The organism is Geodermatophilus sp. URMC 63 (assembly GCF_053502565.1).
Genome location: NZ_CP199956.1, coordinates 3,437,972 through 3,452,898, shown reverse-complemented (window position 1 = coordinate 3,452,898; position 14,927 = coordinate 3,437,972). Strand labels below are relative to the sequence as shown.

The following is a 14,927-nucleotide window of genomic DNA, read 5'->3' as shown; positions in this document are numbered from 1 at the left end:
CGGCGCAAGACGCTGTCCAGGACGTTGCTGGACCGTGACCTCGTCCGGGCGTCGTCCCTCGCTGCAGTCCGGCCGCCCTCCGGGCCTGACCCGACCTGCCCCGGTGGTGGCGGGTCGTCCTTGGACCAGCGGTTACCGGCGGGTAACTTCAGGGCACCGAGCCGTACCGGCCGGCACCGAACCGCTGCGGAGGTCCCATGTCCCGCTCCCTGCGCGAGGTCGTCTTCGTCGACGGCGTGCGCACCCCCTTCGGCAAGGCCGGCCCGAAGGGCGTCTACGCCGAGACCCGCGCCGACGACCTCGTCGTCCGCGTCATCCGCGAGCTGCTGCGCCGCAACCCGGCACTGCCGCCCGAGCGGGTCGACGAGGTCGCGATCGCGGCCACCACCCAGGTCGGGGACCAGGGCCTGACCATCGGCCGCACCGCCGCGCTGCTCGCCGGGCTGCCGGAGTCCGTACCGGGCTACGCCATCGACCGCATGTGCGCCGGCGCCATGACCGCGGTGACGACCACCGCGTCGGGCATCGCCTTCGGCGCCTACGACGTCGCCATCGCCGGCGGTGTGGAGCACATGGGCCGCCACCCGATGGGCGAGGGCGCCGACCCCAACCCCCGGTTCTTCAGCGAGGAGATCGTCGACGGCTCCGCGTTGGTCATGGGCTCCACCGCCGAGAACCTGCACGACCGCTTCCCGCACCTGACCCGGGAGCGCGCCGACGCGTTCGCGCTGGCCAGCCAGCAGCGCTACGCCGAGGCCGTGGCCAACGGCCAGATCGGCCCGGAGCTGGTGACCGTCGCCACCCGCAGCGCCGAGGAGGGCTGGGGCCTGGCCACCGTCGACGAACCGCCGCGGCCGAACACCACCCCGGGGGGCCTGGCGGCGCTCAAGACCCCGTTCCGCCCGCACGGCCGCGTCACCGCGGGCAACGCGGCGGGCCTCAACGACGGCGCCACCGGGTGCATCCTCGCCGCCGAGGAGGTCGCGCGGGAGCTGGGCCTGACCGCCGGGATGCGGCTGGTCGGCTACGGGTTCGTCGGCGTCGAACCCGAGGTGATGGGCGTCGGCCCGGTCCCCTCGACCGAGCGCGCGCTGGCCCGCACCGGCCTGACCATCGACGACATCGGCCTGTTCGAGCTCAACGAGGCCTTCGCAGTCCAGGTGCTCGCGTTCCTCGACCACTTCGGCATCGCCGACGACGACCCGCGGGTCAACCCGTGGGGCGGCGCGATCGCCGTCGGCCACCCGCTGGCCTCCTCCGGCGTCCGGCTGATGACCCAGCTGTCCCGCCAGTTCGCCGAGCGGCCCGACGTCCGCTACGGCCTGACCGCCATGTGCGTGGGCCTAGGCATGGGCGCCACCGTGATCTGGGAGAACCCGAACTGGGAGGGTGTCGCGAAGTGACCGCCGTCTTCGAGAACGAGGTCGTGACCACCGCGAGGGTGCGGTACCTGCGGGTGCCCGGCCTGGCCGGCGAGATCGCCCTGGTCACGCTGGACAACGGGCACGACCACACCCGGCCGTCGACCTTCGGCCCCGGAGGGCTGGCGTCGCTGGACGCCGCGCTCGACGAGATCGCCGCCCGCACCCCGGCACCGGCGGCGATCGCGGTCACCGGCAAGCCGTTCGTCTTCGCCGTCGGTGCCGACCTCTCCGGGGTCCCGGCGATCACGTCGGCGGCCGACGCCCGGGAGATCGCCGAGACCGGCCACCGGGTGTTCCGCCGGCTCAAGGACTCGCCGATCCCGACGTTCGCCTTCGTCAACGGCGCGGCGCTCGGCGGCGGCCTGGAGCTGGCGCTGCACTGCCACCACCGCACGATCGCCACGACCGCCGTCGTCGCCTTCCCCGAGGTGTTCCTCGGGCTGGTGCCCGGCTGGGGCGGCACCCAGCTGCTGCCGGACCTGATCGGCATCGACCCGGCGGTCACGGTCATCGTCGAGAACGCGCTGGCGCAGAACACGGTGACGCCCGGCCCGCGGGCCGCGCGACTCGGCATCGCCGACGCGGTGTTCGAGCCGGCCGACTTCCTCGAGCGCTCGCTCGAGTGGGCGGTCGGCGTGCTCGGCGGTTCCGTCGCCGTGTCGCGTCCGGCGGTGGACCGCTCGGCCTGGGACGCCGCGATCGAGCGGGCCCGCGGCATCGTGGCGGCCCGCACGCGCAACGCCTCCCCCGGTGCGCTGCGCGCCGTCGAGCTGCTGGACCTGGCCCGCCACGGCGTCGACGACGAGGCGTTCACCGCCGGCACCGCCGCCGAGGACCAGGCCCTGGCCGACCTGCTCATGAGCGACGAGCTGCGGGCCTCGCTCTACGCGTTCGACCTGGTGAACAAGCGGGCGAAGCGGCCGGCCGGCGCGCCGGACAGGTCGCTCGCGCGGGGGGTCACCAAGGTCGGCGTCGTCGGCGCCGGGCTCATGGCCTCCCAGCTGGCGCTGCTGGCCGTGCGCCGGCTCGAGGTGCCGGTCGTGCTCACCGACGTCGACCAGGCGCGCGTGGACAAGGGCGTGGCCCACGTACACGGGGAGCTCGAGAAGCTCGCCGTGCGCGGGCGGCTCTCGCCCGACCGGCTCAACCGGCTCACCGGCCTGGTGACCGGGGCGCTGGACAAGGCGGCCTTCGCCGACGCCGACCTCGTGATCGAGGCGGTGTTCGAGGAGATGTCGGTCAAGCAGCAGGTGTTCGCCGAGGTCGAGGCCGTGGTCTCGCCGGAGTGCGTGCTCGCCACCAACACCTCCGCGCTGTCGGTCACCGAGATGGCCTCGAAGCTCGAACACCCCGAGCGCGTCGTCGGCCTGCACTTCTTCAACCCGGTCGCCGTCCTGCCGCTGCTGGAGGTGGTGCGCGCCGAATGCACCGACGACGCCACCCTGGCCACCGCGTTCGCCGTCGGCAAGGCGCTGGGGAAGTCGTGCGTGCTGGTCGCCGACGCCCCGGCGTTCGTGGTCAACCGGCTGCTCACCCGCTTCCTTGGCGAGGTCACCTCGGCCGTGGAGCAGGGGACGCCGGTCGCCGTCGCCGACCGGGCGCTGGACCCGCTCGGCCTGCCGATGACGCCGTTCGAGCTGCTCACGCTCGTCGGCCCGCCGGTGGCGCTGCACGTGGCCGAGCGGATGCACGAGGCCTTCCCCGACCGGTTCGCCGTCGGCGAGGGGCTGCGGCGGATGGTCGAGCTGGGCAAGACGTCGGTGTACTCCGAGCCCGGCATCGTCGACCCCGACCTCACCGGCATCGACGCGGGCGACGCCCCGCTGACCGAGGAGCAGGTGCGCGAGCGGGCGGTGACCGCGCTGGCGCAGGAGATCCGGCTGATGCTCGACGAGGGCGTGGTCCAGGCGGTGCAGGACGTCGACCTGTGCATGCTGCTGGGCGCCGGCTGGCCGTTCTGGCTGGGCGGGATCTCGGCGTACCTCGACCGCGTCGGGGTCTCCGAGCGGGTGACCGGCTCCCGGTTCCTGCCGCGCGGGGTGGCCTCGCTCCCCGCCTGAGGCGCCGACGACGAAGGGCCCGGATCCCGTGCACGGGATCCGGGCCCTTCGTCGTCGGTCAGCGGAACTTGGAGGTGAGGCTCTCCATCGTCCGGCCGACCGAGGCGATCTTCACGTGCGAGATCCCGGCCGACGCGCCGGCCGCCAGCATCGCCTCGTGGGCCGCCCGCAGCGTGGCCCAGACGGCGTCGTCGTCCCCCTCGAGGGTCGTGCCCAGGGCACCCACCTCGTGACGCAGGCCGGACGACTGGATGACCCGGACCGCCGCCTCGACGTACGCGTGCGGGTCCTCGGGCGTCCCGGCCGGCGAGGGCGCGACCTGGATCTCGGCTATCACGGCCGCTCCTCGACCACCTCGGCGACGCCGCCCTCGGAGCGCTCGGCGAGCACCGCCGTCCACTCGGCGATGCGCCGGGCGACGTCCTGCTCGGTCAGCCCGGCGTCGGCCAGCACCTGACCCCGGCTGCCGTGCTCCAGGAACGCCTGCGGCAGGCCCAGGGAGCGCACCGGGACGTCGATCCCGCGGTCCTGCATCGCCTGGGTCAGCGTCGTGCCCAGGCCACCGGCGCGGCCGCCGTCCTCGACCGTGACGACCAGCCGGGAACCGGACGCCAGCGCCACGAGCTCACCGGGCACCGGCAGCACCCAGCGCGGGTCGACGACGGTCACCCCGATGCCGTGGTCGGCGGCCCGCTCGGCGGCGGCCAGGCACATCGGCACCATCGATCCGACGGCCACGAGGAGCACGTCGGCCTCTCGCCCACGGCGCAGCACGTCGACCGGCCCGCGCCGCTCCAGCGCCGGGATGTCGACCGGCGGCGGGCCCTTGGGGAAGCGCACGACGGTCGGGCCGTCGGTCACCGCGACGGCCTCGCGCAGCGCCTCGCGCAGCGTGGGCTCGTCGCGCGGGGCGGCCAGCCGCAGGCCCGGGACCACCGGGAGGAGCGACATGTCCCACATGCCGTTGTGCGAGGCGCCGTCGGTGCCGGTGACGCCGGCCCGGTCGAGGACGACGGTGACCGGCTGGCGGTGCAGTGCGACGTCCATGAGCAGCTGGTCGAAGGCCCGGTTGAGGAACGTGGAGTAGACGGCGACGACGGGGTGCAGCCCGCCCATCGCCATGCCCGCGGCGCTGGTGAGGGCGTGCTGCTCGGCGATGCCGACGTCGAAGGTGCGCTCGGGGAAGCGCTCGGCGAAGGCGGCCAGGCCGGTCGGGTGCAGCATCGCCGCGGTGACCGCGACGACGTCGGCCCGCTCGGCGCCGATGCGCACCAGCTCGTCGGAGAAGGCCGCCGTCCAGTCGCGGGCGGCCGTGGCGCTGGCGCCGCTGTCGGGGTCGAAGACCCCGGTCGCGTGCCAGGCGTCGATCTGGTCGGTCTCGGCCGGCGGGTAGCCGAAGCCCTTCGTGGTGACGGCGTGCACGATCACCGGGCCGCCGAAGGAGCGGGCGCGGCGCAGCGCCGACTCCACGGTCTCGACGTCGTGCCCGTCGACCGGGCCGATGTACTTCAGGCCGAGGTCCTCGAACATGCCCTGCGGCGTCAGGACGTCCTTGAGGCCCTTCTTGATGGCGTGCAGCGCGTCGTAGAGCGCCGAGCCGACGACGGGGGCGCGGTGCAGTGCGGAGCGCACCTGCAGCAGCGCCTGCTCGTAGCCGGGACGCAGCCGCAGCGTGCCGAGCGCGTCGGCGACGCCGCCGATGGTCGGCGAGTAGGAGCGGCCGTTGTCGTTGACGACGATGACCACCGGCCGGTCCTGGGCGGCGGCGATGTTGTTCAGCGCCTCCCAGGCCATGCCCCCGGTGAGGGCGCCGTCGCCGACCACGGCCACGACCGGTCGCGAGTCACCGCGGACGGCGAAGGCCTTGGCCAGCCCGTCGGCGTAGGACAGCGCCGTGGAGGCGTGGCTGTTCTCGACCCAGTCGTGCTCGCTCTCGGCCCGGCTGGGGTAGCCCGAGAGCCCGCCGCGCTGCCGCAGCCGGTCGAAGCCCTCCACCCGGCCGGTGAGCATCTTGTGCACGTAGGCCTGGTGGCCGGTGTCGAAGACGATCGGCTCGCGGGGGGAGCTGAAGACCCGGTGCAGCGCGATGGTCAGCTCGACGGTGCCGAGGTTGGGGCCGAGGTGGCCGCCGGTGCGGGCGACGCTGGTGACGAGGGTGTCGCGGATCTCGGCGGCCAGCGCGGGCAGCTGCTCGGGGGGCAGGGCCCGGAGGTCGGCGGGGTCGCGGAGCGAGCGCAGGAGCGACACGGCGCAGCGGTGTCCTCTCTGTCGGCGGCGGTGGCACGGCTCGCGAGGGCCGCCGACCCACTGTAGTCGCGCACGACGGGCTCCTCCCGGTGAGCGGAGCAGCCGAGCGGCCCGCCCCGGAGGGCGGCACCCGTTCCGTTCGCACCCGGCGCCTCCGCCACCCGGTCGGACGGTGACTTCCGTCAGTGGTTGACAGAAGCGGTCGGGCCGCTGACCATCCCGCCATGGACCCCCGGACGTGGCTGCCCGACGTCACGGGCCACCCGCGCCGGCTGGTCGAGGCGCTGCGTCTGGACGGCCCGGCCACCCGGGCCCAGCTGGTCGAGCAGACCGGGCTGTCCCGCGCCACGGTGTCCGGGTACGTCGCCGACCTGGTCGACCGCGGCCTGGTCACGCCGGCCGACCCGGCCGACGCCCGACCCACCGGAGGACGTCCCGCCGGCCTGGTGCGGCTGACCCGCCGGGCAGGCGTCGTCGTCGGGGTCGACATCGGCCGCACGCACGTGCGGGTCGCCGTCGCCGACCTCTCGCACGAGGTGGTCGACGAGCACGTGGCCGAGCTCCCGGTCGCCGACCTGGGCGCCGACGCCGTCCTGGACACCGTCGCCGCACGGGTCCGCGAGGAGCTGCAGCGGGTCGGCGCCTGCACCCGGGACGTCGTGGGGGCGGTGGTCGGCCTGCCGACGCCGGTGGTCAGCAGCCCGGGCACCCCGCAGGGCACCGTGGCGCAGGCGAACATCCTGCCGAGCTGGTCGGGCAGCACGCCGGCGGTGGAGCTGCGTGAGCGGCTCGGCGTCCCGGTGGTCGTGGACAACGACGCCAACCTCGGCGCCCTCGCCGAGGTCCGCTGGGGCGCCGGCCGCGGCTCCCGCTTCACCGTCTACCTCAAGATGGCCACCGGTGTCGGCGGCGCCCTGGTCGTCGACGGCAACCTGCTGCGCGGCGTCTCCGGCACCGCCGGGGAGATCGGCCACGTGAGCCTCGACCCCGGCGGCGACCTCTGCCGGTGCGGCAACCGGGGCTGCCTGGAGCTGACCGCGGGCGGCAGCGCGCTGCTGCAGGCCCTGCGGACCGCCGCACCGCAGTACGGCGACCTGCGGTCGCTGGTGGCCGGCGCCGTGGACGGCGACCAGGCCTGCCGCCGGCTCATCGCCGACGCCGGCACCTCCGTCGGCGTCGTCCTGGGCGGGCTGGTCAACACCCTCAACCCCGACCGCATCGTCGTCGGCGGCGAGCTGGGCACCGCCGGGGACCTGCTGGTCGACCCGCTGCGGCGGGCGCTCGCCCGCTCGGCCATCCCCGCCGCGGCCGAGCACGTCACCGTGGTGCCCGGCTCCCTCGGCGCGCGCGCCGAGGTGCTCGGCGCGCTGGCGGTCGCGCTCCGGGAGGCCGACCGGCTCGGCTGAGGAGGAGCCGGGACTACAGGCGCGGCACCCACACCTCCCCGCGGAGGGCACCGGCGACGACCACGACCCCGCGCGCGGCCGCGGCCAGGCGGGCACCCTCGCGCTCGTAGGCGGCGACGGCGGCCTCGATCGCGTCGGGCGGCAGGTGGTCGGCCATGTCGACCCGCACCGTCCGCCACCCCTCGCGGGCGGCCTGCAGACCGGCGCCCACGTGGTCGCCGGCGAACCGGGCGAGCAGGACCGGGTAGCGGCGCAGCACCGCGTGCGCGCGGTAGTCGGGCGGGACCAGGTCGAACAGCCAGGCCACCGCGGTGGCCTCCCAGTCGGGAGCACCCGGTGGCCGTACCTGCTCCGGCCAGCCCGGAGGCACGCTTGCTCCCACGCCGGCAGTCTGCCGCAGGTCGAACACCTGTTCGACCCGGCACGCCCGATCGGGGGACGGGCGGGGACTCAGCCCTGGGGGCGCTTGAGCCAGAACTGCTCGAAGCCCCAGGTGCCGGCACCGCTGGAGTGGTAGCTGACCAGCTCCCAGCCCTCGCTGCCGAGCCGGTTGAGCACCGAGCTGGTGTCGCCCTGCTGCCGCTCCAGCGTGCCGCCGGGGAGCTTGACGCTCACCCCCGCGCGCTGGGACTCGGCGTCGTTGGCGGTGATGACCGAGGCGTACTCCCAGGTGGTCACGGGGCCCACCGTAGCGGGGACGGCCGCCGCCCCCGCTCGGTCGGGGGGACCCAGGCGCACCCACCGGGAGGCGACCCGCCGGCTGACCGGGTCGCAGGCGAGGACGCTGCCCTCGCCCGGCCGGCCCAGGCGCCGGTCGGCCCGACGGGGACCAGCACCCCGCACTCCTGTCGTGCCGGGCTCCCGCGTGGGGACCCGTGCGGAACGAGTTCAGCCGGACGGGGTCAGCAGCGCCACGCACTCGACGTGCGCGGTCATCGGGAAGGCGGCGAAGCCGCGCAGCGCGGTCAGCCGGTACCCGGCCGCGCGGAGGGCCGCGACGTCGCGCCCGAGGGACGCGGGGTCGCAGGCCACGTAGACGACGGCGCGGGCCCCGGTGCCGGCCAGCACCCGGCTCACCGCCGGGCCGGCGCCGGCGCGCGGCGGGTCGAGCACGACGACGTCCGGCGCGCCCCCGAGCTCCTCGAGCAGCCCGGCCAGCCCCTCGGCGTCCACCTCGCCCTGCCACACCTCGGCCTGCGGCAGGCCGGCGAGGTTGGCCTCGGCGGCGGCGCACGCCGCGGCGTCGGCCTCCACGCACACCACCCGGCCGGACTCCCCCACCGCCGGTGCCAGCGCGCCGCCGAAGAGCCCGGCGCCGGCGTACAGGTCGAGCACCGTCTCCCCGGGGCGCGCGCCGGCGGCGCCGGTCACGGCCGCCACCAGCACGTCGGCGGCGGCCTCGTGCACCTGCCAGAAGCCGGTGCCCTCGACCTCCCAGTCGCGCCCCGCGGCCCGCCGGCCGGCCCGGCCGGTGGGAGCGGCCGCGGCGTCCTCCCCAGGCTGCCGCACCCGGGTCGACGTCGGCACGCCGCGGCGGTCCAGCCGCGTGGTGGTCACCGCGCCGGTGGAGTCCACGGCGACGTCGACCGCGCCGGCGCCCGGCCAGCGGCGGGAGAGCACGGCGCGGGCGGCGGCCTCCACCGTGATCGGGCAGTCCTCGAGGACGACGACGTCGTGCGAGCGGTGCCGCCGCAGCCCGGGCGCCCCGGTCCGGTCGACCGCGAAGCGGGTCCGCGAGCGCCAGCGCAACGGCCCGCCGGGCAGCTCCTCGACGACGAGGTCGCGGACGACGGGGTCCTGGGCGTCCAACCCCCCGAGCCGGGTGAGCTGCTCCCGGACGACGTCCGCGGCGAGCCGGCGCTGCCCCTCCGGGGAGACGTGCTGCCAGTCGCAGCCCCCGCAGCGCCCCGGGCCGCTGTACGGGCAGGGCCGCTCGACCCGGTCGGGCGCGGCCTCGAGCACCTCGATCGCGTCGGCCCGGCACCAGCCGGGCTGGCGGTCCTCGGTGACCCGCGCGACCACCCGCTCCCCCGGCAGCGCGTGCCGCACGAAGACCACCCGGCCCTCGGCACGGGCCACGCAGTGCCCGCCGTGCGCCACCGGACCGACGGTCACGGTGAACTCCCGACCGACCCAGCCCAGCCCCCGATCCAGCGGCAGCCGGCCCCGCTGCAGGGGCCCGCCGCGAGCCTGCGAGCGGTGGGGGGCAGCGGGGTCCTTACCCATAGGGCGTGGCCTCGACCTGGTCGTCGGTCAGCCCGCGGCGCAGGTCACCGGGCATGGGGCCCGAGCGCCGGTCGTCGTCACCGCGGCCGACCGAGCTCTCCAGCTGCCACGGCACCGTGGTGATCATGACGCCGGGCTGGAACTGCAGCCGGGCGCGCAGCCGCAGCGCGCTCTGGTTGTGCAGGACGTTCTCCCACCAGTGCCCGACGACGTACTGCGGCACGAAGACGATGACGAGCTCGCGCGGGCTCGTGCGGCGGATGGTCTTGACGAAGTCGACCACCGGCCGGGTGATCTCCCGGTAGGGGGACTCGAGCACGGTCAGCGGGACCGGGATGTCGTAGCGCTCCCAGTCGGCCTGCAGGGCCCGGGTCTCCTCGTCGTCGACGTTGACCGTCAGGGCCGTGAGCGCGTCGGGCCGGGTCGCCCGCGCGAAGGCCAGCGCCCGCAGCGTCGGCTTGTGCACCTTCGACGCCAGCACGATCGCGTGCACCTTGCTCGGCAGCAGCCGGGCGTCGCTGTCGGGCCGCAGCTGCTCGGACACGTGCGAGTAGTGCTTGTTGATCGCCCGCATGAGCACGAAGAGGATCGGCATCACCAGCAGGACGAGGTACGCGCCGCGGGTGAACTTGGTGATGACGATGACCACCAGGACCGCGGAGGTCAGCGTGCCGCCGATGGTGTTGATGACCTGGGAGCGGCGCATCCGCCGCTTGTCGACCGGGTCGCCGGACAGCCGGATCTCGCGGTTCCAGTGCCGCACCATGCCCCACTGGCCGATCGAGAAGCTGGTGAAGACCCCGACGATGTACATCTGGATCAGCCGGTTCGGATCGGCGTCGAAGGCCAGGATGAGCAGCATCGCGAAGCCGGCCAGCAGCAGGATGCCGTTGCTGTAGACGAGCTTGTCACCGCGGGTGTGCAGCTGCCGCGGGAGGAAGCGGTCCTGCGCGAGCACCGAGCCCAGCAGCGGGAACCCGTTGAAGGCGGTGTTGGCGGCCAGGATGAGGACCAGCGCGGTGGCCGCCTGGATGTAGAAGAAGCCGATCGAGGTGTCCCCGCCGAAGGTGGCGGCGGCCAGCTGCGCGATGACCGTGCGCTGCGGCTCGGTGTCGCAGTTCCCGGGGAACCCGACCAGGTCGCAGGTGTTCTCCGCGTACCGGACGTCGGCGAGCAGGGCCAGCGCGGTGACCCCGGCGAACATCGTGGCGGCGATCCCGCCCATGAGCACCAGCGTCGTCGCGGCGTTGCGCGACTTCGGCGGCCGGAACGCCGGGACGCCGTTGGCGATGGCCTCGACGCCGGTCAGTGCGGTGCAGCCGGAGGCGAAGGCGCGCAGCGCGAAGAAGACGAGGGCCAGACCGCCCAGGTCGCCGTAGCCGGCCTCCGGCAGGATCGTCCAGGCCGCGCTCTCGGCGCGGACCGGGGCGTCGGTGAGGAAGTCCCGGACGAGCCCGGTGCCGATCATGACGATGATCCCGGCGACGAACAGGTACGTCGGGACGGCGAAGGTCTTGCCCGACTCCCGCAGCCCGCGCAGGTTGGCCGCCGCCAGCAGGGCGATCAGGCCGACGGCGATGAGCACACGGTGCTGGTTGAGCGTCGGGAACGCCGAGATGATGTTGTCGGTGCCCGAGGAGACCGACACGGCCACGGTGAGCACGTAGTCGACGAGCAGCGCGCTCGCGACGGTGAGCCCGGCGAACTGGCCGTGGTTCTTCATCGCGACCTCGTAGTCGCCGCCGCCCGAGGGGTAGGCGTGCACCACCTGGCGGTAGGACAGCACCACGGTCGCCAGCAGCAGGACGACGACGACGGCCAGCCACGGCGCCAGGAAGAGGAACGCCGTCCCCGCGAGGGTGAGGACGATGAGGATCTCCTGGGTGGCGTAGGCCACCGAGGAGAGCGGGTCGCTGGCGAAGATCGGCAGCGCGAGGGACTTCGGGAGCAGGGACTCCCCGGACCGGTCGCTGCGGACCGGCCGGCCCAGCACGAGCCGCTTGGGGAGTTGTCCGAGGTCGGACAGGCTTGGCACGGCGGCGATGGTACGGACGCCGGGGCCCCGGTGCGGCGCCGCGCCGACGAGTCCTCCCGGCGGGTGTGTGGTCCCGCACGCCGCCCGGACCGGCGGCCGACGGGTGTAGCTTCGCGCCCGGTACGCGGGTGGGAGGCGCCCGCACCGACGACCCGGGGAGCGGCACGTGCACGTGGTCGTGATGGGCTGCGGCCGCGTCGGCTCGGCCATCGCCCGACGGCTGGAGCAGATCGGCCACAGCGTGGCGGTGATCGACCAGGACCCGGAGGCCTTCCGCCGGCTGGGCCCGGAGTTCAGCGGCCGCCAGGTGACCGGCCTGGGCTTCGACCGCCAGACGCTGCTCGACGCCGGCATCGACGCCGCCGGGGCCTTCGCCGCGGTGAGCAGCGGCGACAACTCCAACATCATCAGCGCGCGGGTGGCGCGGGAGACCTTCGGCGTCCAGCACGTCGTCGCCCGGATCTACGACTCCAAGCGCGCCGAGGTCTTCGAGCGCATGGGCATCCCCAGCGTCGCGACCGTCCCCTGGACGGTGAACCGCCTGATGCGCGAGCTGCTGTCGGTGAAGGTCAGCGAGATCTGGCGCGAGCCCACCGGCACGGTGCTGCTCATGCGCGTGACCGTCACCGACGGCTGGGTGGGCCGGCGGCTGGCCGAGCTGGAGGCCACCTCCGGCGCCCGCGCCGCCTGGCTGGTCCGCTTCGGCGACGCGCTGCTCCCCACGTCCAACACGGTGCTGCAGGACGGCGACCAGCTCGTCGTCGCGGCCACCGACGAGATCTCCGACCGCGTGCACCGGGCGGTCGAGCACCCCGAGGGGGGCAGGGTCTGATGCGGGTGGCCATCGTGGGCGCCGGCGCCGTCGGCCGCTCCATCGCCGGGGAGCTGCTCTCCAACGGGCACACCGTGATGCTCATCGAGAAGGACGGCCGCAAGGTGCGCACCCGCGCGGTGCCCGGCGCCGAGTGGGTGCAGGCCGACGCCTGCGAGGTCTCCTCCCTCGAGGAGGCCCAGCTGGCCACGTGCGACGTCGTGGTGGCGGCCACCGGCGACGACAAGGCCAACCTGGTCGTCTCGCTGCTGGCCAAGACCGAGTTCGCGGTCAACCGCGTCGTGGCCCGGGTCAAGGACCCGCGCAACGAGTGGCTCTACACCGAGGCGTGGGGCGTCGACGTCGCCGTCTCCACCCCGCGGGTGCTCGCCGCGCTGGTCGAGGAGGCGGTGACCGTCGGCGACGTCGTCCGGCTGATGAGCTTCCGCAAGGGCGCGGCCAACCTGGTGGAGATCACCCTCGCCGAGGACACCCCGTGGGCCGGCAAGCCTCTGCGCGAGGTCCCGCTGCCGCGCGAGACGGTGCTCACCGCGCTGCTGCGCGGCGACCGGGTCATCACGCCCAGCCCCGACGAGCCGCTCGAGGTCGGCGACGAGCTGCTGTTCGTCACCCACGCCGACGTCGAGGAGCAGCTGCAGCAGGTCCTCTCCCCCACCGCGCTCTAGGAGGACCTCCTGCTCCCCCGGGAGGCTCAGGCCGCGCCGGCGTCGGTCGCCACGCGGTGGCGGTGCAGGCGGGCGACCACCCACAGCGTGACGGCCAGCGCCACGCCGGTGACCGGCAGCCCGAGGACCAGTGAGGCGACGCCGAGCAGCCCCTCCTCGTCGGCCAGGTACAGCGGTGTCTGCACCGCGACCCGCAGCAGGAACGTCAGCGCCCACAGCACCGTCAGCCAGCCGTAGGCGCGCACCACCCGCGGGTCGTCGCGCCAGTGCCGCTCGGGCTCGGGGTCGGCAGGCCGCGGCCCCGGCGGCGCGGGCGGGGGCTGGTGGTGCAGCCGGGCGCGCGCGGTGCCGACCCGCCGGCGCAGGCCCGGCAGCGTGTGCGAGGCCATGGAGCCCAGGTGGCTCGGCGCGAGGAACTCCGCGGCCACGCCCACCAGCGGCCAGCGGACCGGCACCGACCCCAGCAGGACGACGCCGATGACGGCGTTGCGGATGATCCCCGGCACGAAGTAGTTGCGGGCCTGGCCGGAGGCCGCGGCGATGGCCACCGCGACCGCCACGCCGAACAGGCCGCTGAAGGCCTGCTGCACGCTCTCCCGACGGGCCAGCCGGAACAGCAGCACGAGGACGGCGGCGCCCAGGGCGCACCAGACGCCGGTGCGCAGGCCGCCGATCGCGTTGGCGACGATGAAGGCCACGGTCGGCAGCGAGGCGTCGACCATCCCGCGCCAGCCGCCGAGCTGCTCGAGCACCAGGTGCCGGTCGAAGGTCAGGGCACGGCCGTCGTCGGGCTCCCCCGGTGGCTGTCCTGCGGCCCGCCGGCCGTCGTCGTCGGCCGGCGACGTCACCCCGGGCTCAGCTCGTACCAGGGGTTGTAGACGACCTTGCGGCCGTCGAAGTGGGCGAAGCGCCCCCGCGCGGTCAGCGTGCGGCCCGGCTCGATGCCGGGGATGCGGCGGCGGCCGAGCCACACGAGGGTGACCGACCCCGAGCCGTCGAACAGCTCGGCCTCGAGGGTGGGGACGGTCTCGCGCGGGGTGTAGACGACCGACCTGAGCCTGCCGGTGACCGTGACCACCTCGCCCTTGCGGCAGTGGCTCACCGGCTCGCAGCCGGCGCGGTCGGCCTCGGCGCGCAGCTCCTGCGCGTCGATCGTGGAGTCGTCGGCGGTCAGCCGCTGCAGCGTGCGCGCGAGCCAGCCGCCGGGACGCGTCTGTGTCACGACCCCAGCGTAGTGCGGTCCCGGCGCCGGTCGCGGCGTCGCTCCAGCCAGTCGCGGACTGCCGCCCAGGCCTCCCCCGCCGGGTCGATGGGCACTTTGTGGCCGCCCGGGACGGTGTGCACCGCCACCCGGTCGCCGGCGACGGTCGCGGCCGCGGCGTAGCGCCCGCTCTGCTCGGGCGGGACGACGTCGTCGTCCCGCCCGTGCACGCACAGGACGTCGGCGCCGGTGGGCAGCAGCGCCACGGGGTCGGCGAGGGCGTAGCGGTGGGGCACGTCGGCGGGCTCGCCGCCGAGGAACTCCTGCACGGCCCGCCGACCGAGCCGCTGCTCCGCGGCGCGCCGCAGGTCCAGCACGCCGGCCTGCAGCACCGCGGCGGTCACCCGCACCCGGGGTGCCGCGCCCGGGGCGCCGGCGGGCAGCCGGCCCCGGGCGGCGGCCCAGGCGGCGAGGTGACCGCCGGCGGAGTGACCGACGACCGTGACGTCGGCGAGGTCGAGGCGGCCGGCGGCGTTCCCCGCCGACCCGGTGCCGGGCAGCGCGTCGAGGGCCGCGGCGACGTCCTCCACCGTGGCCGGCCACCCGCCCCCGGCACCGACCCGGCGGTACTCGACGGCGACGGCGGCGAAGCCCGCCGCGGCGAGGTCGGCGGCCAGCGGCCGGGCGAGCTCGACGCCGTGGGCGGCCCGCCAGAAGCCGCCGTGCAGCACGACGACGACTGGCGCCGGCGCGGACCCCGCTCGCAGGGTGAGCTCGAGGAACTGGTCGGGGTGCGGGCCGTAGGCGGTGACCAGCGGGGCACTCACGCGG

General features: G+C 75.3%; 14 protein-coding genes. 5 read left to right on the top strand and 9 right to left on the bottom strand.

The features are described from left to right. Nucleotides 1-197 precede the first annotated feature (197 nt). Both ACWIZO_RS16950 and ACWIZO_RS16945 read left to right on the top strand, forming a co-directional pair. Entirely contained in the window at nt 198-1,403 is a 1,206-nt protein-coding gene (locus tag ACWIZO_RS16950; RefSeq protein WP_448638814.1) for a thiolase family protein, read from the top strand. Continuing rightward, nucleotides 1,400-3,484, top strand: coding sequence for a 3-hydroxyacyl-CoA dehydrogenase NAD-binding domain-containing protein (locus tag ACWIZO_RS16945; protein ID WP_448638813.1), 2,085 nt, complete (start codon nt 1,400-1,402; stop codon nt 3,482-3,484). The genes ACWIZO_RS16950 and ACWIZO_RS16945 overlap by 4 nt, the downstream gene beginning before the upstream one ends. Before the next feature lie 58 nt (nt 3,485-3,542). Here the strand turns inward: ACWIZO_RS16945 and ACWIZO_RS16940 are convergent, their stop codons facing one another. Together ACWIZO_RS16940 and dxs are read right to left on the bottom strand one after the other, a co-directional pair. Beyond that, complete coding sequence (locus ACWIZO_RS16940) at nt 3,543-3,821, bottom strand: thiamine-binding protein (protein WP_448638812.1); 279 nt, start codon at nt 3,819-3,821, stop codon at nt 3,543-3,545. Further along, a complete protein-coding gene (dxs, locus tag ACWIZO_RS16935) occupies nt 3,818-5,731 on the bottom strand; it encodes a 1-deoxy-D-xylulose-5-phosphate synthase (RefSeq protein ID WP_448638811.1) in 1,914 nt (637 codons plus the stop codon). The genes ACWIZO_RS16940 and dxs overlap by 4 nt, the downstream gene beginning before the upstream one ends. Nucleotides 5,732-5,955: 224 nt before the next feature. Between dxs and ACWIZO_RS16930 the strand changes: the two genes are divergently transcribed. Further along, nucleotides 5,956-7,137, top strand: a complete 1,182-nt coding sequence (locus ACWIZO_RS16930; RefSeq protein ID WP_448638810.1) for an ROK family protein — start codon at nt 5,956-5,958, stop codon at nt 7,135-7,137. 13 nt (nt 7,138-7,150) lie between these two features. Here ACWIZO_RS16930 and ACWIZO_RS16925 read toward each other — a convergent pair whose 3' ends face one another. The 4 genes from ACWIZO_RS16925 to ACWIZO_RS16910 all read right to left on the bottom strand — a co-directional run bounded on the left by ACWIZO_RS16925 (nt 7,151) and on the right by ACWIZO_RS16910 (nt 11,398). Then, entirely contained in the window at nt 7,151-7,507 is a 357-nt protein-coding gene (locus ACWIZO_RS16925) for a hypothetical protein (RefSeq protein WP_448638809.1), read from the bottom strand. An 80-nt stretch (nt 7,508-7,587) separates the two neighbouring features. Then, a complete protein-coding gene (locus ACWIZO_RS16920) occupies nt 7,588-7,815 on the bottom strand; it encodes a DUF4177 domain-containing protein (protein ID WP_448638808.1) in 228 nt (75 codons plus the stop codon). Nucleotides 7,816-8,025: 210 nt separating this feature from the next. Next, nucleotides 8,026-9,363: a class I SAM-dependent RNA methyltransferase gene (locus ACWIZO_RS16915; protein ID WP_448638807.1), complete on the bottom strand. Its 1,338-nt coding sequence runs from the start codon at nt 9,361-9,363 to the stop codon at nt 8,026-8,028. Next, on the bottom strand, nt 9,356-11,398 hold the full coding sequence (locus ACWIZO_RS16910; protein ID WP_448638806.1) for an APC family permease: 2,043 nt from the start codon (nt 11,396-11,398) through the stop codon (nt 9,356-9,358). Before ACWIZO_RS16910 ends, ACWIZO_RS16915 begins: the two co-directional genes overlap by 8 nt. Before the next feature lie 166 nt (nt 11,399-11,564). Between ACWIZO_RS16910 and ACWIZO_RS16905 the strand changes: the two genes are divergently transcribed. Next, nucleotides 11,565-12,230 (top strand): potassium channel family protein, encoded by a 666-nt coding sequence (locus ACWIZO_RS16905; protein ID WP_448638805.1) that lies wholly within the window; start codon nt 11,565-11,567, stop codon nt 12,228-12,230. Further along, nucleotides 12,230-12,895, top strand: coding sequence for a potassium channel family protein (locus ACWIZO_RS16900; protein ID WP_448638804.1), 666 nt, complete (start codon nt 12,230-12,232; stop codon nt 12,893-12,895). Before ACWIZO_RS16905 ends, ACWIZO_RS16900 begins: the two co-directional genes overlap by 1 nt. Nucleotides 12,896-12,921: 26 nt before the next feature. On the opposite strand, the gene ACWIZO_RS16895 is transcribed toward ACWIZO_RS16900, so the two are convergent. Genes ACWIZO_RS16895 through ACWIZO_RS16885 form a run of 3 tightly spaced genes read right to left on the bottom strand, consistent with a single transcriptional unit; the run spans nt 12,922 to nt 14,923 of the window. After that, nucleotides 12,922-13,743: a DUF3159 domain-containing protein gene (locus tag ACWIZO_RS16895; RefSeq protein WP_448638803.1), complete on the bottom strand. Its 822-nt coding sequence runs from the start codon at nt 13,741-13,743 to the stop codon at nt 12,922-12,924. Beyond that, nucleotides 13,740-14,117 (bottom strand): OB-fold nucleic acid binding domain-containing protein, encoded by a 378-nt coding sequence (locus tag ACWIZO_RS16890; protein WP_448638802.1) that lies wholly within the window; start codon nt 14,115-14,117, stop codon nt 13,740-13,742. Before ACWIZO_RS16890 ends, ACWIZO_RS16895 begins: the two co-directional genes overlap by 4 nt. Then, complete coding sequence (locus ACWIZO_RS16885) at nt 14,114-14,923, bottom strand: alpha/beta hydrolase family protein (protein WP_448638801.1); 810 nt, start codon at nt 14,921-14,923, stop codon at nt 14,114-14,116. The genes ACWIZO_RS16890 and ACWIZO_RS16885 overlap by 4 nt, the downstream gene beginning before the upstream one ends. Nucleotides 14,924-14,927: the final 4 nt, after the last annotated feature.